17 protein-coding genes are annotated in these 20,524 nt (G+C 62.0%); 3 read left to right on the forward strand and 14 right to left on the reverse strand.

All coding sequences use genetic code 11. The annotated features are described in order from the left end of the window. Positions 1-129: 129 nt before the first annotated feature. The gene (locus GIW48_RS18035) at positions 130-411 is read left to right on the forward strand and encodes a DUF6124 family protein (RefSeq protein ID WP_236461387.1); all 282 of its coding nucleotides are present in this window, start codon (positions 130-132) and stop codon (positions 409-411) included. Between the two features lie 187 nt (positions 412-598). On the opposite strand, the gene GIW48_RS18040 is transcribed toward GIW48_RS18035, so the two are convergent. Together GIW48_RS18040 and GIW48_RS18045 are read right to left on the reverse strand one after the other, a co-directional pair. After that, the gene (locus GIW48_RS18040; RefSeq protein WP_026013734.1) at positions 599-1,783 is read right to left on the reverse strand and encodes a DUF2252 domain-containing protein; all 1,185 of its coding nucleotides are present in this window, start codon (positions 1,781-1,783) and stop codon (positions 599-601) included. 74 nt (positions 1,784-1,857) lie between these two features. Continuing rightward, positions 1,858-2,736, reverse strand: a complete 879-nt coding sequence (locus GIW48_RS18045; protein ID WP_017137470.1) for a LysR family transcriptional regulator — start codon at positions 2,734-2,736, stop codon at positions 1,858-1,860. Between the two features lie 131 nt (positions 2,737-2,867). Between GIW48_RS18045 and ampC the strand changes: the two genes are divergently transcribed. Then, complete coding sequence (gene ampC, locus GIW48_RS18050; protein ID WP_138453627.1) at positions 2,868-4,010, forward strand: class C beta-lactamase; 1,143 nt, start codon at positions 2,868-2,870, stop codon at positions 4,008-4,010. 348 nt (positions 4,011-4,358) lie between these two features. Here the strand turns inward: ampC and dctM are convergent, their stop codons facing one another. From dctM to GIW48_RS18090, 8 genes are all read right to left on the reverse strand, one after another. Beyond that, positions 4,359-5,639 (reverse strand): C4-dicarboxylate TRAP transporter large permease protein DctM, encoded by a 1,281-nt coding sequence (gene dctM / locus GIW48_RS18055; protein WP_017137472.1) that lies wholly within the window; start codon positions 5,637-5,639, stop codon positions 4,359-4,361. Further along, positions 5,639-6,271 (reverse strand): TRAP transporter small permease, encoded by a 633-nt coding sequence (locus GIW48_RS18060; protein ID WP_017137473.1) that lies wholly within the window; start codon positions 6,269-6,271, stop codon positions 5,639-5,641. Before GIW48_RS18060 ends, dctM begins: the two co-directional genes overlap by 1 nt. 193 nt (positions 6,272-6,464) lie before the next feature. Then, positions 6,465-7,448, reverse strand: coding sequence for a TRAP transporter substrate-binding protein (locus GIW48_RS18065; RefSeq protein WP_017137474.1), 984 nt, complete (start codon positions 7,446-7,448; stop codon positions 6,465-6,467). Between the two features lie 240 nt (positions 7,449-7,688). Further along, on the reverse strand, positions 7,689-8,504 hold the full coding sequence (locus tag GIW48_RS18070) for an HpcH/HpaI aldolase/citrate lyase family protein (RefSeq protein ID WP_236461383.1): 816 nt from the start codon (positions 8,502-8,504) through the stop codon (positions 7,689-7,691). Between the two features lie 15 nt (positions 8,505-8,519). Then, positions 8,520-9,713: a CaiB/BaiF CoA transferase family protein gene (locus GIW48_RS18075; protein ID WP_099549623.1), complete on the reverse strand. Its 1,194-nt coding sequence runs from the start codon at positions 9,711-9,713 to the stop codon at positions 8,520-8,522. Positions 9,714-9,722: 9 nt separating this feature from the next. Next, positions 9,723-11,072, reverse strand: coding sequence for an MmgE/PrpD family protein (locus tag GIW48_RS18080; RefSeq protein ID WP_236461381.1), 1,350 nt, complete (start codon positions 11,070-11,072; stop codon positions 9,723-9,725). A 10-nt stretch (positions 11,073-11,082) separates the two neighbouring features. After that, positions 11,083-12,246: an acyl-CoA dehydrogenase family protein gene (locus tag GIW48_RS18085; RefSeq protein ID WP_186618354.1), complete on the reverse strand. Its 1,164-nt coding sequence runs from the start codon at positions 12,244-12,246 to the stop codon at positions 11,083-11,085. A 28-nt stretch (positions 12,247-12,274) separates the two neighbouring features. Next, positions 12,275-13,093, reverse strand: coding sequence for an FAS1-like dehydratase domain-containing protein (locus GIW48_RS18090; protein ID WP_236461379.1), 819 nt, complete (start codon positions 13,091-13,093; stop codon positions 12,275-12,277). A 293-nt stretch (positions 13,094-13,386) separates the two neighbouring features. Here GIW48_RS18090 and GIW48_RS18095 point away from each other — a divergent pair, with 293 nt between their 5' ends. After that, positions 13,387-14,286 (forward strand): LysR family transcriptional regulator, encoded by a 900-nt coding sequence (locus GIW48_RS18095; RefSeq protein ID WP_236461377.1) that lies wholly within the window; start codon positions 13,387-13,389, stop codon positions 14,284-14,286. Here GIW48_RS18095 and GIW48_RS18100 read toward each other — a convergent pair. Genes GIW48_RS18100 through GIW48_RS18115 form a run of 4 tightly spaced genes read right to left on the reverse strand, consistent with a single transcriptional unit; the run spans position 14,273 to position 20,510 of the window. Further along, entirely contained in the window at positions 14,273-17,167 is a 2,895-nt protein-coding gene (locus tag GIW48_RS18100; RefSeq protein ID WP_236472938.1) for a bpX6 domain-containing protein, read from the reverse strand. The genes GIW48_RS18095 and GIW48_RS18100 overlap by 14 nt on opposite strands. Then, on the reverse strand, positions 17,160-18,965 hold the full coding sequence (locus GIW48_RS18105; RefSeq protein WP_170037727.1) for a hypothetical protein: 1,806 nt from the start codon (positions 18,963-18,965) through the stop codon (positions 17,160-17,162). Before GIW48_RS18105 ends, GIW48_RS18100 begins: the two co-directional genes overlap by 8 nt. Further along, positions 18,952-19,398, reverse strand: a complete 447-nt coding sequence (locus GIW48_RS18110; RefSeq protein WP_099549617.1) for a bpX5 domain-containing protein — start codon at positions 19,396-19,398, stop codon at positions 18,952-18,954. Before GIW48_RS18110 ends, GIW48_RS18105 begins: the two co-directional genes overlap by 14 nt. Further along, positions 19,395-20,510, reverse strand: coding sequence for an AAA family ATPase (locus GIW48_RS18115; RefSeq protein ID WP_170037729.1), 1,116 nt, complete (start codon positions 20,508-20,510; stop codon positions 19,395-19,397). Before GIW48_RS18115 ends, GIW48_RS18110 begins: the two co-directional genes overlap by 4 nt. Positions 20,511-20,524 lie beyond the last annotated feature (14 nt).

Genomic DNA, 20,524 nt, shown 5'->3' on the forward strand with positions numbered 1-20,524 from the left:
GAAGCTTCCTAAGCAGCCCTTCGGCCTTGCGCCTGCGCATGCCACTGGCTAGCCTGTGCTCTGTCGCTGCCTATCAGCGAACAGGTGTGGAAACCTGAAACAAGTAGGCCCCTTATCAGGAGCTTATGCATGAGCAATACAACGCGCTTCACCCCCAGCCGCGAAATATTTGAACGCGCCCTGAGCCACTACCTGCAACCCACCTCACCGCAGCCCTTTACAGTGCATCACGACCTCAGCTTCGAAGACGCCCTCGCCCAACTCTGCGACCTGCTGCGCTGCGCAGCCGCCACCACCCAAGGCCTGACAGGCGATCAACGCCACATGGCCGGTGCCACCGAACACCTGATCGACATGGCCCAAACCCTGGCCGACCGTGCGCTGGAGTGCCTGCAACCCAAAACCTGCTGACACACCACAAACCAACTGTGGGAGCTGGCTTGCCTGCGAAGGCGGTGTGTCAGTGGCGAGTTAATTGGCTGACACACCGTTATCAAATAAAAAAGAATAGAAAAATAGGCGGCGCACCACGTTTAATGCTGAGCAATAGCCGAGTTTTATTAACGCCATAAACAGCCACACCGCTCATGCGCCGCTTCTAGTGCTCCAACGCATACCGCCGACAATGGTTGAGATACCCCTGCTCATGGCTGCCCACCAACTGCACCACGCTGGTCCATAACCACGACGGCGCATCCAGCTGTTTGGAGCGGTTTTCCTGCAACACCGCCATCCACTCCTTGCGCGTATCGCGGTCCATCTGGCGGGCATGGGCGATGCCGACCACGCGGGCCAGGTAACCGGCGGCGTGCATGGCGTCGATCTCGCTTAGCTCATCGAGTTCCAGCTTCATGTCTTGAGGCAGCAGTTCACGGATGAAGAAACCGTGATCGAGAAAACGTGTGGCCAGCATGCGCTCGCCCAGGCCCGGTGACAGCTGGCGGGCGCCTTCCACCACACGCCGGCCATTGTCGCGTGGCATCTTCGCGCGTGCCGCCCGGGGCGCGGCGGCGCCGACGGCTTCCTTGATGTCGATCAGGCAATATTCCTGGTCGTCCTTGTCGCCCACGCCCAACAAGGCTGCATAACGCAGCAAGCCGAGGGAGCTGCAGCCTTTGACCCAATAGGCCGAATCGAGCAATTGGACCTTGGCGTCTTTGGGCCGGCCTTTGAGCGAGGTCACCAACTGGTGGATTTCATCCGAGGCGCAAACACTTTGCAGCGCGCTCTTTTCCGCCCGTGATAATGACCAGAAGTGTTTGCCCAACGGAATAGTAGGCCGGGCATTTTCAATGCGTTCACGCGCCAGGTTTTTCCAGGTGCGTTCCACCGCGCTGCGCATGCCGGCCTTGACTTGGGACGGACGCGGCGGCGCTTCATCGGGCTTGTCTTTGAAGGCTTGTTCGTAGCCCACCATCATTTCTTCCAGCATGCGTGCGGTGGTCACGCCCGGCAGGTCCGAGCCGCGTGCGGCGGTGGCCAACGACAGCGCCAGGCGCACCAGGTCATGGGCCGGGTTGCCGATCACGGTTTGGTCGAGGTCGCGGATATGCATGTCGATACGGCCCTTGGTATCACCCGTGGGGCCGAGGTTGCCCGCGTGGCAATCGCCGCAGATCCAGATCGCCGGGCCATGGGGCAAGCGGCGGCCGGGCTGGCTGTGCAGCCACTCGTAAAACTGCACGGTGCTGCCGCGCACATAAGCATGGGCCGAGCGCGCCATCTTCAGGTTGCGCAGTTGGATGAGGTGGGGCATGCGGGCAGAGGGGCGCGGAATTTTCATGGAAGCACTCGGTACGGGGTACGGTAGAGGTTAACCCGTCACGAATGTTTCATTTTGTTTCAAGAATAAAAACTTCAAGCCTGGGCGCTGTGTGCTTTCAACCAGCCTTTGAACGCGGCCATGGCCGAGGTTTCTGCCCGCGATTGCAAGCGCGTCAGCCAATAACTGCCGGTGCTGATGCCCACGCTGAACGGCTGGCGAATCACATCACTCTCCAGTTGCCGTGAGAACATCATCGCCGGCGCCAAGGCCACGCCGATGCCCTGCTGCGCGGCCTCCATCATCGCCAGGGACGAGTCGAACACGATGCTGCGCGGCACCGGCGTGTCGGCCGGCAGCCCGGCGGCCTGGAACCACAGGTTCCATTCATCGGCGCGGTAAGAGCGCAATAAGGTGTGCTTGAGCACGTCGTCCGGCGTGTGCAATTGCTCGGCAATCTGCGGCACGCACAGCACGGTCAACGGCGCTTCAAGCAACTGGCAGGCGTCGGTGCCATGCCAGGCGCCAGCGCCGAAGCGGATCGCGTAGTCGAGACCCTCGGCGGCGACGTCAACACGGTTGTTGTGGGTCGACAGGCGCAGGTCGATAAACGGGTAGCGGCTTTGAAAGTCCGGCAAGCGCGGCAGCAACCAGCCGACGGCGAAGGTGCCCACCGCCCCGACTGTGAGCACTTCACGGTAATGGCCACCTTCGAACTGGCCTAAGGTAAGGGCAATCCGGTCGAAAGAGTCGCGCACGACCGGCAGCAGTGTTTCGCCTTCGCGGGTCAGCATCAGGCCGCGTGGCAGGCGCTTGAACAAGGTGACGTTCAACTGCGCCTCCAGGCTTTTGACCTGATGACTGACTGCCGCCTGGGTCACGCACAGCTCGATGGCCGCTCGGGTGAAGCTCAAATGCCGGGCGGAAGCTTCGAATGCGCGCAACGCATTGAGCGGTAAATGGGAGCGCAGCATGCATGACCCTAAATTAACTAATGGCTGATGCGAGATATCATCGTTTGCCCGCCGAACAAAATCCACCTAGATTTGCCCCGCCTGCGCAGGCCTTGATCGTCAGCACATCTTTTACATGGAAGCGAACCCGCATGAATCACACCTTACAAAAAATTCTGTTCAGCGCCCTGTTAATAGGCTCCGGTAGCTGCATGGCCGCCACCGACCTGCGCACGGTAGTCGATGCCAGCGTTGCGCCGCTGATGCAGCAACAAGGGATTCCCGGCCTGTCGGTCGCGGTGGTTAACCAAGGCAAGGTTCAATACTTTAACTACGGTGTTGCATCAAGGGAAACCAAACAGGCCGTTAACCAAGACACCCTGTTTGAAATCGGATCGATCAGCAAAACCTTTACCGCCACCCTCGGCGGCTACGCCCAGGCTACCGGTAAGCTCCAGCTCTCGGATACCGCCAGCCAGCACCTGCCAGCCCTGGCCGGTGGCGTATTCGATCACATCAGCCTGCTGCAACTGGCGACCTACACACCGGGTGGCCTGCCGTTGCAGTTTCCCGACGCGGCCGACAACGCCGGTGCCATGCTCGGTTATTTCCAGCACTGGAAACCCGCGTATGCGCCGGGCGAACAGCGTTTGTATTCCAACCCCAGCATCGGCTTGTTTGGCTACCTCGCGGCGCAAAGCCTGGGGCAGCCGTTTAACGTTGCCATGGAGAAAACCTTGCTGCCCAAGCTGGGCCTGACCAACACCCACGTCAGCGTGCCGGCGAGCAAAACCGCTCAATATGCGCAAGGCTATGACAAAAATCTGAAACCCATTCGCGTCAGCCCCGGCGCCCTGGACAGCGAAGCCTACGGTATCAAGACCAGCACCCAGGACCTCGCGCGCTATGTGATTGCCAACCTGCACCCCGAGACCCTGGAAAAACCGCTGCAACAAGCGATCTCCACCACTCACGCGGGTTACTACACCGTCAATGGCATGACCCAGGGTCTGGGCTGGGAACGCTACCCCTACCCGATCAAGCTGCAGGCCTTGCTGGAGGGCAACTCGACCGAAATGGCGATGCAGCCGCACAAGGTCAATTGGCTGACGCCGGCGCAGGCACAACCGGCCAACGTGCTGTACAACAAAACCGGCTCCACCGGCGGTTTTGGCGCGTATGTGGCTTACGTACCGAGCAAGGACATGGGTGTGGTGATTCTGGCTAACCGCAATTACCCGAATGCCGAACGGGTGAAGCTGGCTTATGCGATCTTGGGCGCGATGGACCACTAAGACCTGACAAAAACCAAAGGTGGGAGCTGGCTTGCCTGCGATGGCGGTATATCAGTCACCGAATTGGCTGACTGAACCACCGCTATCTCAGCATAGGTATCTACACAACTGCCGGTTAAAACAAAGCCTGCGGTACGCCGCTTGTTGTGGCGAGCAGGCTTGCCCTGCGTTGGGCTGCGCAGCAGCCCCCAGCAAGGGCACTGAAATTCTTTCTGAAAGAACTCAGCGCCTGGTTTTGGGGCTGCTGCGCAGCCCAACGCAGGGCAAGCCTGCTCGCCACAGGGGAACGGGGTGCCTTCGAACGTATGGCTATCGCAGGCAAGCCAGCTCCCACATTTTCAGACCGTGTTACATGCCCAGCCAGTGCGGCAGCGCCAGCGAGATAAACGGCAAGTACGTGACCATTATCAAAAACACCAGCAGGATCATCAGCCACGGCAATGCCGCGCGAATCGTCTGCCCGAGGGTCAACCCGGTCACCGCCGAGGTCACAAACAGGTTCAACCCTACCGGTGGGTGCACCAGGCCGATTTCCATGTTGACCACCATCACAATCCCCAGGTGAATCGGGTCAATCCCCAGCTTCATGGCAATCGGGAAGAAGATCGGCGCCAGGATCAGCACAATCGCGGAAGGCTCCATAAAGCTGCCGGCCACCAGCAACACCACGTTGACCATGATCAAAAAGCCAATCGGCGTCAGGCCTTCGGAGATCACCCAGGCGGTGATTTCCTGCGGGATCTGTTCGGTGGTCAGTACATGGGCAAAGAGCATGGCGTTGGCGATGATAAACATCAGCATGATCGCCAGGCGCCCGGACTCCAGCAGCACCTTGGGGCAATCGCGCAGCTTCATGTCCTTGTACACAAACAGCGCGACAAACGCCGAATACACCGCCGCCACGGCCGCCGCTTCCGTCGGCGTGAACATGCCGCTGTAGATGCCGCCGAGGATGATCACCAGCAACAGCAAGCCCCAGAACGCGCGACGTGCGCAGGTCAGCCACTCGCGGAAGGTCGCACGTGGCTGCGCCGGCAGCTTCTTGATGCGCGCGACGATGTAGATCGCGACCATCAGCATCAGGCCCAGCAGCAACCCTGGAATCACACCGGCCATGAACAGCTTGCCCACCGAGGTTTCGGTGGCTGCCGAGTACACCACCATCACAATCGACGGCGGGATCAGGATGCCCAGGGTGCCGGCGTTGCAGATGATCCCGGCGCCGAACTCCTTCGGGTAACCCGAGCGCACCATCCCCGCCACGGCAATCGAGCCCACTGCCGCCACCGTCGCCGGCGATGACCCGGACAGCGCCGCAAACAGCATGCACGCCAGCACCGCCGCAATCGCCAGGCCGCCTCGGATATGCCCGACACAGGCGTTGGCGAAGTCGATCAGCCGTTGCGCCACACCGCCGGTGGTCATGAACGCACCGGACAGCAGGAAGAATGGAATCGCCAGGAAGGTGTAGGCGTCGGAGGTTTCAAACAGCTTGATGGCCAGCGAACTCACCGAGTCCTGGCTGAACATCAGGATCGACACCGCGCCGGACAGCCCCAGGGAAATCGCGATCGGCACCCCGAGGAACATGAACACGAACAACAGCAAAAACAGACAGAGCACGGCCATCAGTGACGCTCCTCATGGCTGCCAGCCAGCTTACTGGCCTCCCCGGCCTCGTCGGCCAGCCCCAACCCGACCTGACGGTGGGTAAAGATGCGGTAAAAAATTTCCAGGTAGCGGATAAACACCAGGGCAAAACCGATGGGCACGATGATCACGATATCGCCCACGTCCACGCCGTATTGGTCGAGGTCTTCGGCGCCGATCTGCGCGGTCATCACCGCACTCACCCACTTGTAGCTGGCGACCATGAACAGCCCGGCGTAGGCCAGGCAACACAGGCAGGCGAGCATGCCGAGCAGGCGTTGCACCGGGCGTTTGGTCAGCTTGACCAGCGCATCTACGCCAAGGTGGCCGGCGGTGCGCACGCCGTAGGAGATGCCGAAGAAAATCAGCCAGCCGAACATGGCCTTGGTCAGCGCCACGCTCCAGGTCATGTCCTGGGCCCAGGTCATGGTGTGGTCGCCCAAGGCACCGAAAAAGCTGCTGCTCCATGCCCACTTGTCAGACAGAGCAAAAAACAGGGTGTAGATGTTGTTGAGCATGACGTAGACGAATGTCACCAGGGTCATGGCGGCCAGCAGGAAGGCGATAAACCCTTCCTCCAGGTGCTCCCAGACGCGCCTTAGCGTTTGCATGGCAAAACCTCGCGAAGCGGGAATGATGTCGGGGTGGAAAGCGGAACAAACTGTGGAAGCGGACCTCTGTGGGAGCCGGGCTTGCCCGCGATGGGATCAACTCGGCGCTACAGATACACCGAGTTGCCTGCATCGCAGGCAAGCCAGCTCCCACATAAAGCCCTTTCCACAGTAGTTTTGGGTAGTCGCCCGATTACTGGTTGGAGGCGTCCGCCGCCTTGATCAGGTCGGCGCCGATCTCACCTTCGAACTTCTGCCACACCGGGCGCATGGCTTCGCGCCACAGTTGGCGTTGCTGCGGGGTCAGTTCGATGATTTCGCTGGTCTTGGCGTCGATGATCTTCTGCTTGGCCGACTGGTTCAGCGCTTCGGCCTGCTTGTTCACCTCGACGGTGACTTCGACCATGATCTGGTCCAGGGTGGTGCGCACATCCGGCGGCAGGCCGTTCCAGAACTTGGCGTTGGTGATCACCATGTAGTCGATCAGGCCATGGTTGGACTCGGTGAAGTACTTCTGCACTTCGTTGACCTTCTGGCTTTCATAATTGGACCAGGTGTTCTCGGTACCATTCACGGTGCCGGTCTGCAGGCCTTGATACACCTCGGCAAAGCTCATCTTGCGCGGGTTGGCGCGGATCGCCTTGAACTGTTCTTCAAGTACGCTGGAAGCCTGCACACGGAACTTCAGGCCACGGGCGTCCTTGGGTTCACGCAGTGCTTTGTTGGCCGAAAGCTGCTTGAGGCCATTGTGCCAATAGGCCAGGCCGAGGATGTTCTTGTCTTGCATCGAGGTCAGCAATGCCTTGCCCTGAGCAGCCTGGAAACGGTCGACGGCGGCCAGGTCGTTGAACAGGAACGGCAGGTCGTAGATCTGCACTTGCTTGGTGTACTGCTCGAACTTGGCCAGGGACGGCGCCAGCATCTGCACATCGCCCAACAACAACGCTTCCATCTCCTTGCCATCGCCGAACAGCGAGGAGTTGGGGTACACCTCGACCTTCACACGGCCCGGCAAGCGCTCTTCAGCGAGCTTTTTGAAGAGCAGCGCGCCCTGGCCTTTAGGCGTGTTTTCGGCAACCACGTGGGCGAACTTGATCACAATCGGGTCTGCCGCCTGGGCCAGGCCCGCGGCAAACAGAGTGGCGGCGCACAGCAGCGCCCGAGAAAGCTTGAGCATGGGGAATCACCTTCTTATTGTTGTGTTATAGGGCAAGGTGCCTGATGTGGTGCGTGTAGTGAATTTCGAATTTTAGATACCTGCGTTCGGCCAGGCCGAACGCCATACTTCAGAACAATGAAGATCCAGTGTGGGAGCTGGCTTGCCTGCGATGGCGGTGTGTCAGGCAGTCGATTCATGGGCGGGTCCACCGCTATCGCAGGCAAGCCAGCTCCCACATTTTGCTCCAGGTTGTGTCAGTCAGAGTTGGCCGGCCAGGAGCCTTTGTGCGCGCAGCAACACCGGCGCATCCACCATCTGCCCATCCATCTGATAAGCCCCGGCCCCATGGGCACCCGCCTCTACCACGCGCTTGGCCCAGGCCAGGTCTTCAGCGCTGGGCGCCAGTGCGGCATGAATCACTGCCACCTGCTTGGGATGGATGCACAGCGCGCCGGCAAAGCCCATTTCATAGGCATGCCGGATCGAACGGCGCAGGCCTTCAGGGTCGTCGATGGCCGGGTGCACGCCGTCCAGTGGCGCCACCAAGCCAGCAGCACGGGAATGCACAATCAGCGCCAGGCGAGCCTGATCCAACGCAAACTGCGCAGCCGCGGAACCGCTGCTCAGGTTCAAGTCCAGCGCCAGGTCCAGCCCGCCAAACGACAGGCGCTCAACCTGCGGCGCGTGGGCAATCTCAGCCACGGCCAGCAAGCCCCTGGCGCTTTCGATAATCGGCCATATCACCTTGCCGGCAGCCGCCACCACGGCCACCTGGGCGGCGCTCTCTACCTTGGGCAGCAGCACACCCGTCACATTGGCATGGGCTTTACAGAACGCTACATCCTCAAAATGCTCGGCATGCTCCGGCGCGTTGATGCGCACCCACACCTGAGCCTCTGGATGCGCTTGCAAGAACACCCCGAGGTTATCCCGCGCCTGGCGCTTGAGGGGTTCTTCAACCGCGTCTTCAAAATCCACAATCACCGCATCGGCGCCACTGGCCAGCGCTTTGGAAAACCGCTCCGGGCGGCTGCCGGGCACAAACAAGGCCGAACGAACTATAGGCTTTGGCATCACTTGAATTCCTTATTAGATAACGCCGCGTGCGCGCAGGCCGTCGATGGTTTGCGCCGAAAACCCAAGCTGATCGAGGATGCCCTGGCTGTGCTGGCCCAAGGCGGGAACGCCGTCCATGCGCGGGGTAAACGCAGCATTACGCGCCGGCGGCAACAACGACGGCAGCGGCCCGGCCGGGCTCTGGACTTCACGCCAGCTGTCTCGCGCCTTGAGCTGCGGGTGGTCCCACACGCCTTGCATGTCGTTGACCCTGGCGCTGGCGATCTGCGCGTTTTCCAGGCGTTGGATCACGGCTTCAGCGTCCAACTGCGCGAAGCTGTCAACGATGATCTGGCGTAGCACGTCACGGTTGGCCGAGCGCTTGAAGTTGGCCGAGAAACGTTCATCGGTAGCCAGCTCAGGCGTGAGCAGCACTTTGTCGCAGAACGCCGCCCATTCGCGTTCGTTTTGCAAGCCGAGCATCACCGTGCCGCCGTCGCCGGTGGGAAACGGCCCATACGGGTAGATCGTCGAATGCGCCGCCCCGGCCCGTGGTGGCTGGGGCGCGCCGTCGAAGGCGTAATACATCGGGTAGCCCATCCACTCCACCAGGCTTTCGAGCATGCTCACATCGATGCGGCTGCCCTGCCCCGTCTTGCCGCGCAACAGCAGGGCCGAGAGGATGCCACTGTAGGCGTACATGCCGGCGGAAATATCGGCGATCGAGCAACCGGCCTTGGCCATCTGATCTTCACCTGGGCCACCGGTTACCGATAAAAAACCGCCCTCGCTTTGGATCAGCAGGTCATACGCTTTCTTTTTCTCGTAAGGCCCGCCTTCGCCATAGCCGGAAATATCGCAGACGATGAGCCGTGGAAAGCGCTCATGCAGCGCTTCAAACGACAGGCCCATGCGCGCCGCCGCGCCGGGTGCAAGGTTCTGCACCAGCACGTCGGCATCCGCCAGCAGGCGTTGGAGGATGTCGCCGGCCTCGTCCTGCTTGAGGTCCAGGGTCAGGCTTTCCTTGGAGCGGTTGGTCCACACAAAGTGCGAGGCCAGGCCGCGCACGCGCTCGTCATAGCCACGGGCAAAGTCACCGGCGCCGGGGCGTTCGATCTTGATCACACGTGCGCCGAGGTCTGCCAACTGGCGGGTACAGAATGGCGCAGCAATCGCGTGTTCCAGGCTGATCACGGTGATGCCGTCCAGCGGTCGTTGATTAGTCATGACGCTTCCTCAAAGCCAGTGGGCCATGGACGCTGCATCGCGCAGGTGCCAGACCTTTTCGATCAGTGCATTGGCCTGCGCGGGTGTGCGCGCGCCGCTGAATTGGGTAAGGCGCCGGAATTTATCCGCGAGCTCCACCCGACTCAGGGTGTTACCAGGGTCGCCCTTGGGTTCATCGATGGCGCCTTGCAGCGTGCGGCCATCGAGCGTGGTGACGGTGACGCGGCCCAGCCAGCGCTGCGGGTAGGCGCCGTCAACTTCTGCGTCGAGGGTCATGCTGACCTTGTCGCGGAAAGCCGAGACGGCGGGGTCGGTCAGCGCTCGTTCGTGGAACTCGGTGAGCCCGGCTTTACCGTGCACGGCGATCAGGCCGAGCACGGTGCCCATGGAGAATTTGGCCTGGTGCACAGTGGCAGGCGTGGTCACGCGGCCCAGCACGTCGATGGCACCTTGATGGACACGCGTTTCAACCGTAGCGATATCTGCAGCGCACAGCCCTTCGCGCTGCATCAGATCCAGCAGCGCATCGGCGGCCGGATGGGTGTGACGGCACGAGGCGTGGAACTTGAACGAGGTTTCCAGCAGCGCCCAGCGGCTGCCAAGGTCGGCCGATAACTTGCGAGGCTCGGCATCACTGGACATGCCTGCTGCCAAGCCTTGATCGCCTTCCAGAATATTGCGTGCGCCGGTGAGCCCGTCCGCCGTCAAATACGCCGCGAGCAAGCCATCCGCCGCCGCCTTGGCGGTGTGCAGTTGCTTGGAGTCGGCGGCATCGCGCAAAAACTCCCACAGCCCGGCGGCCTGGGTGCCGGCGCTGCCGAGCAGGGTGATGAACTGTTCCTGGTTAAAGTCCAGCAGTTTGCCCACGGCCACCGCCGCCGCCAGGGTGCCGACGGTGGCTGTGGTGTGGAAGATGCGGTAGTGGGACCGGCCCATGAATTCGCCGATGCGAATTCCGGCTTCATAACCGGCCACCGAGGCCAGCAGCAATTCACGGCCGGATTTGCCGAGGTCCTGGGCGGCAGCCAGCGCGGCCGGAAACACCACGGTCGCGGGGTGCAGCACCGAGCTGTTGTGCAGGTCATCCTGCTCCACCAGGTGTGAGGATGCGGCGTTCACCAGCGCCGCAAAATACGCGCTGGTGGTGCTGCCATTGACGATCACCTGGGCGGGACCGCTGTGGGGTCCCATTTTTTGTGCATAGCGTTCAAACAACGGGATCGGGTGCGCGCCCTTGCTTGCCAGCGCCGAGGCCAACCAGTCCAGATACAGGTCTTCGGTGCGTGCCAGTACCTTTTCCGGCAATTGTTCGTAGTTCAGGTCCGCAAGGAACCGGCACAGCGTTTGGGTATGGCTCATGCTCAGGCCCTCAGAAACTGCGTGGCAGTTCGAGCAGGTGCTCGGCCACGTAGGACAGGATCAGGTTGGTGGAGATCGGCGCCACCTGGTACAGGCGTGTTTCGCGGAATTTGCGCTCTACGTCGTACTCACAGGCAAAGCCGAAACCGCCGTGGGTTTGCAGGCAGGCGTTGGCCGCTTCCCAGGACGCCTTGGCAGCCAGGTACTTGGCCATGTTGGCGCTGGCCCCGGCATTCTTGCCGCTGTCGTATTCTTCGCAGGCACGCCAGCGCATCAGGTCCGCCGCTTCGATTTCGATATGCGCCTCGGCAATCGGGAACTGCACACCCTGGTTCTGCCCGATCGGACGGCCAAACACCACGCGGTCGCGGGCGTAGGCACTGGCCTTTTCGATAAACCAGCGACCGTCGCCGATGCACTCGGCGGCGATCAGGGTGCGTTCGGCGTTGAGGCCGTCGAGGATGTATTTAAAGCCTTTGCCCTCCTCGCCGATCAGGCTGTCGAGGGGAAGCTCCAGGTTGTCGAAAAACAGTTCGTTGGTTTCGTGGTTGACCATATTGGCGATGGGCTGCACGGTCAGGCCGGTGCCGATGGCTTCGCGCAGGTCGACCAGGAAGATCGACATGCCTTCAGACTTCTTCTTCACCTCGGCCAGCGGCGTGGTGCGCGCCAGCAGAATCATCAAATCGGAATGCTGAATGCGCGAGATCCAGACTTTCTGGCCGTTGATCACATACTTGTCACCACGCTTGATCGCCGTGGTCTTGATTTTGGTGGTGTCGGTGCCGGTGGTGGGCTCGGTCACACCCATCGATTGCAGGCGCAATTCGCCGCTGGCGAGCTTGGGCAGGTAGAAGCTTTTTTGCGCTTCGCTGCCGTGGCGCAGCAAGGTGAACATGTTGTACATCTGGCCGTGCACGGTGCCGGAGTTACCACCGCAACGGTTGACTTCTTCGAGGATCACCGAGGCTTCGGCCAGGCCCAGGCCAGAGCCGCCGTATTCTTCAGGGATCATCGCCGACAGCCAGCCGGCGTCGGTCAGGGCTTTGACAAAGGTTTCGGGGAAGCCTTTTTGTTCGTCGATCCTGCGCCAGTACGCCGCGTCGAACTCGGCGCACAAGGCGCGCACGCCTTCACGGATGGCATTGAGTTCTTCGTTGTCATTGGGGTTCATTAACGGCTCTCCGCCTGTTGTTCCTGGATTATTCGAAGTGGACCTGAGCGGTCTGCGCCAGGCCACCGGCGTTGCCCGCCCACAACTGCGCCACACCGGTTTCGGTCACGCGCCCACCGACCACAAATGGCTGCGGTGCAATCAGTGGGCGAACACCGCGATAGGCAAAACGGCGCAGGGTCGCGTCGGGATGGGCGCGGCAAAACGCGCGCAGGCTCAAGGTAGCGATCAGCGGGCCGTGCATCACCAGGCCTGAATAGCCTTCGGTGTCGGTGACATACGGGTAGTCGTAGTGGATGCGGTGGCCGTTGAAGGTCACGGCGCTGTAACGAAACAGCAGGGTTGGCGTGGGGCTGATCGATGCCTGCCATTCGCCTTCGGGCAAGGCGTCGCCACTGCCCTGTTTGGGCGGCGTCGGTTCGCGGTAAACGATGTCCTGTTCTTCTCGGATCGCCAGGCGACCGTCCTGGGAATAGTCATGACGCACGGTGACAAACAACAGCGAGCCGGTTCGCCCGGTCTTTTCTTCGACCTGGGTGATGGTCGACACGCGGGTCGCCGCCTCACCCGCGCGCAAGGCATGCACGAACTCGATGCGCCCACCGGCCCACATGCGATTGCGGTTATCAGCGGGCGGCAGGAACCCGCCACGAGCCGGGTGGCCGTCGGTGCCCAAGGCCGACTCCGGCAGCGGGTCCTGGAAAAAACACCACTGCCACAGCGGCGGCAAATCGGCGCCCTGTTCCGGCACAGCTTCGCCAAAAGTAGCAGCAATGCGTTTGAGCAGGTTAAGGCTCAGGTGGTCGTGGGCAGTCTCGCTTCGGCCGATCCAGTCAGTGGCGCTCATCGGGTGCAGGTCCTCGGGCAGTGAGTGTCTGCCCCGGATCATGCAAGCGCCTGCCCGTTCTGAGAATTTGCATTTCAATAAACCAGCGTTCGGTTATGCTGAACGCTAGCAATGAGTACCACTCCATCCCCTGTGGGAGCTGGCTTGTTGTGGCGAGGGAGCTTGCTCCCGTTGACTGCGCAGCAGTCTCCGGCTTTTTGGGGGCGCTTCGCACCCCAGCGCAAGCAAGCTTGCTCGCCACAACAAGCCAGCTCCCACACTTGAACCTCACCGTTGCCAAAATAGGGGTTTGCATGCATTTCGATCTCGCCGACCTGCGCCTGTTTATCCACATCGCCGAATCCCCCAGCCTCACCCAGGGCGCCAAGCGTGCGTTCCTCTCGCCGGCCGCCGCCAGTGCGCGGATCAAGGCGTTGGAAGGCCAGTTGGATACGCGCCTGCTGTACCGCGACAGCCGTGGCGTGGAGATCACCCCGGCGGGCGAGCAGCTGCTGCACCATGCGCGGCTGATCATGCGCCAGGTGGATTACCTAAAAAGCGAGTTCACCCAATACGGCGTGGATTCGGCCGGGCATATCCGCATCTTCGCCAACACCACGGCGGTGACCGAGTTTCTGCCGGAGGTGCTAGCGGGCTTCCTGTCCCAGCGCCCGGGCGTGACCGTCGACCTGCAAGAGCGTTTATCCCGCGACATCGTACGTGGCGTGCTTGATGGCACCAGCGACATGGGCATCATTGCCGGGCCGGTAGAAGCGGCAGGTTTGCAGGTGTTGCACTTCAGCACCGATGAATTGGTCTTGATGGTGCCCGTGGGCCACCCATTGGCCGACCAGTCTTCGGTGACGCTGGAGCAAACCCTGGCCTACCAGCACATCGGCCTGCACGAAGGCAGCACGTTATTGAGTTTTTTGCGTGAACACGTCGATCGCCTGGGCAAACAGTTGTCGCTGCGCATTCAGGTGTCGAGCTTCGAAGCGATCTGCCGAATGGTCGAGGCCGGCGTGGGCATCGGCATCATTCCCGAATCCGCCGCCGTGCGGCACAGCAGGACCATGCAGTTGGTGACGGTGAAGCTCGATGAGCCATGGGCGATTCGCGAACGCAGTATCCTGGTGCGCGAGCTTGAGGCATTGCCCGGCACCATTCGGGCGTTGATCGCCACCTTGATGCCGGACACACTCAGTGCAGGCTGATGTTGCGCTGGCTGGCGTTATCAATATTGATATGGCTCAGCCGGCCCTGCCCATCGAACAGCAACAGATCAGACCCGAGGCGGCGAAGCTGGGCCGGCGATTGCGGCCAGTGCAACGTGACGCAAAGCCGATCGCTGGCACGGTGGATCACGTGCCAGCAGGTGTCGTGCTCCTCAACCCGATAACTGATCAGCAACCAGTCCTCAAATAGAAACGGGCTGACGGACTCATCCCATTCTTCTTCCGGTAAGTTGCCAGGCAGCCGGTAGCGCTTTCGAACCCCGTGCTGCTTCAGTATCAGCGTGGGTGTTCCATAGTCGTGCTTGATCCGATACTGCGCCGATTCAGCGGTGGCACTGGGAACCTGGAAGTCCGTCGCGACGATGTCAAACGCGCTTTCGCGGCTGACCAAACGCCGCTCCGGCAGACGATAATGCCACAGCATCAGGCACCCGCCCGGCGCCGACAGCCATAGGTATTCATTGTGTTCATCCACCTTGATGGCACGCACCGACTCCGGTAGATCACTCACATGCCAGAGCGTTTCAAAGCCACGGTCAACATCCACCACGCGCAACTGCGGGCCTTTGCCGATGGTCCAGTTGCTGCCATCAAACGCGTGTGCAAAGACATCCATGGCCAGCATACCGAGGTCTTTGGCGACACGATTGACCAGGTCCAGTTTGCTCACGCGCCATACATTCCCCCGCCAGATCAGCACCAACGCAACCTGTTGGCTATGGGCAATCACGATTTTCTGCGCCGGTACAGCAAAGTGAAACAACGTTGTGCCCGCCGCATCCACCACCATCACACCCGACTCGCCCAGCGCCACCAGGTAACGCTGGTCTTCCAGCGGCGCCGCGTCGAAAATCGGCCGGCTGCCAGCCGCCGGCGCAGCCCACTCGCGGGTGTCGCCCAAGTGCTCCAGTGAGACCACGGGCGTACGCTTCAGGGCTTGGCCCGGCAAGTCCGCCTGAAGCGCTTTATCGCGACTCATCTTGACCAGCGCTTGTAACTGGTTATGGGTCAGTTGGCCTTGATCGCTGAATTGATCGGCCAGAATCGCGTGCACAGTGGCACCTGCCAGCCAGGCCAAGGCGGTGGTGTGTGCCTTGTGTTGCAACAACGCCTGCGCCAGGGCGGCGCGTTCCCCGGCGCGCGCGGGGTCGTCACGCAATTGCTCGACCCACGGCCCGTAAGCGTGCAGCGTTTCGGGCAACAGGACCGCGCGTTTAACCAGCGCCTCAATGCCCAAGCGCCCGCCGGCAGCCTCGGCGTTGAGCAGCCATTGCGCGGCGCGTGGGCGCTCTGCGGGCAGGCTCCAAATAACATCGACGGCTTGCAACCACAGGCCTTTGGCGATCAACGCCTCGGTCCATTCCAGGCGCAAGCGGTCGGCGGCTTCCGGCGACTTGGCCTGGAGCATCACCACGGCGTCAGCAAACGCATTGTCGCGCCGCGCCACCAGCACGGCGCGCTGCCACTGCTCGGCCAGGCACAGCAAGCGCACGATCACCGCAGGCGGCATGTCCCACGCCAGGGCCAGGTCAGCGGCCTGCTGATAGCGCGCGTGTTTCTCCAGGTAATCGAGAGCTTGCTGATGCTCCTTGAGCAATTCGGCAAGGACAAACACCGCTTCCTCGATACGACCGGCACGGTCCAGGCGTTCAAAAGTCTGGCGATACACCTGGCGCAAATGCTCGGTCAAGTCGTCTTCAAACAGCATCGAGCGCGCGGGGCCAGCCTTTTGGCTGAGGCTCAAATCCTCGCGGCGCTGTGGCGTACCAAAGCTCTGTTCACCGCTGGAGGCAGCGCCGTTCAAGGGGATCGCGTGGCGCAAGGCTTCTTCGAAATTGCCGTCTTCGAACATCTCCAACATGCGCTGCATGTAGGCGGCCTGGCGTTTGCCATACAGTTTGGACAGCTGGGAATGCTGGGTCAGCCGGGTCAACAAACGGCGCCACGCGGCAGGTTTATAACTGCGCGGGGTGGCACGCGCAGCGATGCCTGGGTTAGCGGGTGCGCGAGCCACCGGCCGGGGCGCCGCTTGGGCGGGGGCAGACGCGCCACGGTGCAGGAAGCGGTTCAACCCGTACAACAACGCGGTGATCACCACCATCCAGATCACGGCGCCCAGGAGCATGCCGCCGAAGGACTGTGTGTGCTCGGCCAACAGCGCGGCGGGCTCGCTCTGGCCGAAGAGGCGGACCAGCCCACCCAGCAGTACCAGGCCGATCACGATTTTCAGCACCGGGGAAGAGACTTCGCGGGCGCTGTTTGCGTTGTTTTGCGCAGACGCCGCGCTGGCGCCAGGCCCTTTACTCGACGTGTGACGCGGGCGCTCCAGCAGTGCTTGCATGATTGCTTCGCGCTCCGGGCTGACGGGCTCCAGTGGCCCACCGAGGATTTCACGCAGGTCGGTGACCACCGCCTCCGGCAGCGTTGCCGGCAACGGGGTATGGCAGTCAAAGGTGTCGAGCAGCGTGTAGGTACTGATGTCGAGCCACAGCCCAGGCGTCAGCACGTGTGCATCGCGCAACTGCAATGCATGGATCTGGCTGCCGCGCACCAGCCACAAGTCGGCAACGGGCAGCCCGCGCAATTCCTCAGGGTGCAGCGCGGCAGACGACAAGCCCAGGCCCTGGCGGATCAGCGGCCAGCCGTGCAGGCTTTCGCAGTGTACCGGGCAAGGTGTGTGGAACTGCAGCAAGTCGCCGTCGGCAAAACGGTAGGCACGCGCGTCGACTTGCCAATACTTGAGGATCAGGCGCCTGCGCTCGCTCTCATCAAAACGCTCGGCGGCAAACCATAGGCCGTCAATCTGTTGGTGCCCGGTGAGTACCGGGCGGCGAATCAGCATCCGTTCTGGCTCATGCATTGGCAGCTTCCTGGGTGAGCTGCGGTGCCTGGTTGCACATCACTTGCAAACGCATGGAGCGCTCGCAAACCGAGTAAACCAGTAATTCGCGGTCAGTGGTCAGTACGGCGATCAAGCCGCTCATGGGGCAAAAGCTCGCGCGGGCAATTGGCGCCGAGGTGGTGAACAACGTGCGCTGTTGCCCCTCGGCGTACAGCCCGACGCTGTGCTGGTTCGGCCCCAGCAGCACCAGTGAGTAAGCCGGCCGTTGGGCGTACGTATAGTGCAGGCCGATGGCTTTCCAACCGGGCGCCAAGTCGATCTGTTCGTGTTTCGCCGGAAAGCTTTCATGGGTCACCAGGCGCCAACTCTGGTAGCCGTCCTCGGTGGTCAGCAGCGCGCAACCACCGCAGTACTGGCGCCAGTAAAAGTTGGCAGCCAACAATACCTGGCTGACGCCCGCTGCCGAGCCGACCGCATGACCATTGGCGCGTAAACCGTCAGCAGACCCGGAATACGCGACAATCTGCCCGCCTTCTCTGCGCGCATAAGCGATGGTCAAGGGGTCGACCTGCAACAGGCTCATCACGTCATCCGCCACCTGGCAAAGTTGACGCGACTTCCAATAGGCAAGCCGCCCCTGGCTGTCGAGCAAGTACACACGCACGGCGTTCTGACTGTGCAGCCAGACACTCGGCAGGAACGTCGCGGTGCCCGGTGGCAGTTGCAGCTGTTCACGGGCGGGCTTGTCGACGGTGGGCATACCGGGAATGTTCCAGAACGTCAGGCTGTCGTTGTCGCTCAACACGGCACCGAGGCTGCGGTGGTGAAAGGTGGTGCTCAATACGCGCTGATGCTTGCCCCACAGACGGCGTCGAACCTCCAGCGACTTTTTCTGGTTTTTGTGCGGCAGCTTGATCACCACCATGCCCGCCTCATCGAGCAGGCGCAGCGCCACATAGTTACCGGCGCTGGAGATTACCGGCGGCAAGGTCAAGGCTACGCGTGGCACCGCACGTGCGAGATTCGGCGGCGGCGCCTGGACTTCATCGTCGAACTGGCCTTTGAGCAGTTGCACCGCGTGCGCCTCATCCGGCATAGGCAACAGCACGCGCCGCACAGAACCGGCTTGCAACTCGAATGACAGGCTGTGCCCATCCAGGCTGCGCTGCACCTGCACCCGGTGCGTACAGGTCTTGGTCGTGTCCTTGGGCAAGCGTTGCCCGACTGTCCAGCACTCACCCAACGTCTCACCCTGCGTGGCCAGCCATTCCTGCCAGGCTTGCCAGTGCGCCGGGGCGACACTTTCATAGGTGCGCGCCCTGAGCAGTTGCTTGAGCTGCCCCGCGCTATCGAACTCATGCAGCAGCGGCGCGCCTTGCAGGATCCCCCAACGCAACTGCGCCCCTGCCTCCTCGGCACGCCGGGCCAGCAGCATCAGCAAGGCGATATGCACCAGCCGCGCGGCGCCCCATTGCAACGGGCCGGCGTCGAACAGCACGACAATCAGGCGGTTGGCTTCACGGGCGCGGTACTGCGGCGCCAGGAACATATGCTCGCCGCCGACAGCCCTGCGCATAAACTCATCCGGCACTTCATCGGCCAGCAGCCATTCGCTGGAAAGCAGGCGCTCGTAAGGCCCACGGCGTTGCAGATCGCCCACGCCATCCGGCTCAGGCACCCCGCCTTGCTGCCTACCGCGCAGTGGCCCCAGCACCGGGTTAAGCCGCCCAAGCAAGTCGGCGAACAGCGGCAGGTGCTGCGGCGCAAACCACTCCAGCCACTGGCGCCAGGGTTGCAAGGCTTCAGGCAGTTGCATGGCGGGTGCCCCAATTCGTCGCGATGCGCTGAAGGTGTTCAACCGTCACCGGCAACAGGCGATCCAACGGCACTACAACTTGCGGTTCGCGCCACAACAGCAAGGGCGAGCGCTTGAAACGTGCCGACAGCGTCTGGCCGAGCAAGTCTACCGGCACTGTCGGCTCCCAACTGGTGGGCAGCCATACGCCAGGCGCGCCGGGGTGTACTGCGGCGTATTCGACACCGTCGACCCACGGCAAATCCGCCACCGCCCCAGTGACGACCAATACATCGCCATTGGCGGTAGCGTGCAAGCGGGCAGCCTGTTCATCTGCGAGCAGCAGCAAGCGCGCAAGCAAGCGGCGCGCGGCGTCGCCCCATCCGACGGCTGCTTGTGGCTCGGCAGGCACCGGCCTTGGGCGCCAGGTCCAGGCGTAGTGGTCTGCACTCATGGCGTCAGCATTCGGGACAGTTGCCCGCGTACCTGCTGCAAGGTTTCCGGCATTGTCTCGCTATTGAAGTTGGCGTCGATCTCGCGCAGCAGCCCTTCGAGGACCGGGCTGTCGGGCGGCTCGCTGCGGGCCAGGTAGTCTTGCGCAGTTTCCAGCAAGCGATTCAAGCGCGACATCGGTTGCAAGGTGGCCTCTTCGACCGCACTGAACAAATGGCTGTTGCTGGACGCGGCAAACAGGTCGCGCAGCACCTCGCGGCCATGCTGCTGAGTCTCTTTAGTGGGCAGCACATACAGCAGGGGCCATAGATCCGCGTCGCTGGCTTCCAGCCGCCCGCCCAGCAACGCGGCGGCCGCGATCAGCCGTTGAGACTTGACGATACGGCGGTCCGATAACGCTATGCCGGCTTCGCGCAGGCGCCGAATCGCCTGGGCCAGGGCTGGACGCACCGCGCCCAGGTCGACGTTTTTCAGGGCTTGGCTCAGCGTATCCAACTGGGCCAGACCCAGTAACTGTTGCACCGGGCGCTGCTCCGACTGCCAACCGCCCGCCAGCATGGCTTCCAGTTGATTGTCCGGCACCGAATCGACGAACAGGTGCAACAGGAAGCGGTCGCCAAACGCCGCCAGTGCCTCATCGTCCGGCAAACCGTTGGCCGCGCCGACACACACACGCAGCGGACATTGAATTTGAGTATGACCCCGGCGAAAGCGACGCTCGTTGAGCACGCCCAGCAAGGTATTGAGAATGGCGGTCGAGCCCAGGAAGACTTCATCGAGAAACACGATATCGGCCTCTGGCAGCATGCCGCTGACGTCGGTTTCCACCGTGCCTTCACGCAATTTCTTCAGGTCTACGGCACCAAAAAGCTCCGACGGCTCAGTGAAGCGCCCCAGCAAGTATTCGAAGTAACGCCCACCCATGGACTGCGCCACACGGCGTACCACGGCGCTCTTGGCCGTGCCAGGCGGGCCGATCACCAGAATGTGCTCTTGGGCGACCGCCGCCAGCACAATCAGCTCGGCCAATTGCTCGCGCCCGATCAATCCTTCGGTCGCCTTGCGCACAGCGTGGCGGATTTGCGTGGCAGCGCTTTGCAACTGAGCAATCATGGGTGTCTTCCCTG

The organism is Pseudomonas sp. PA-6-3C (genome assembly GCF_021605825.1).
GTDB lineage: Bacteria > Pseudomonadota > Gammaproteobacteria > Pseudomonadales > Pseudomonadaceae > Aquipseudomonas > Aquipseudomonas edaphica.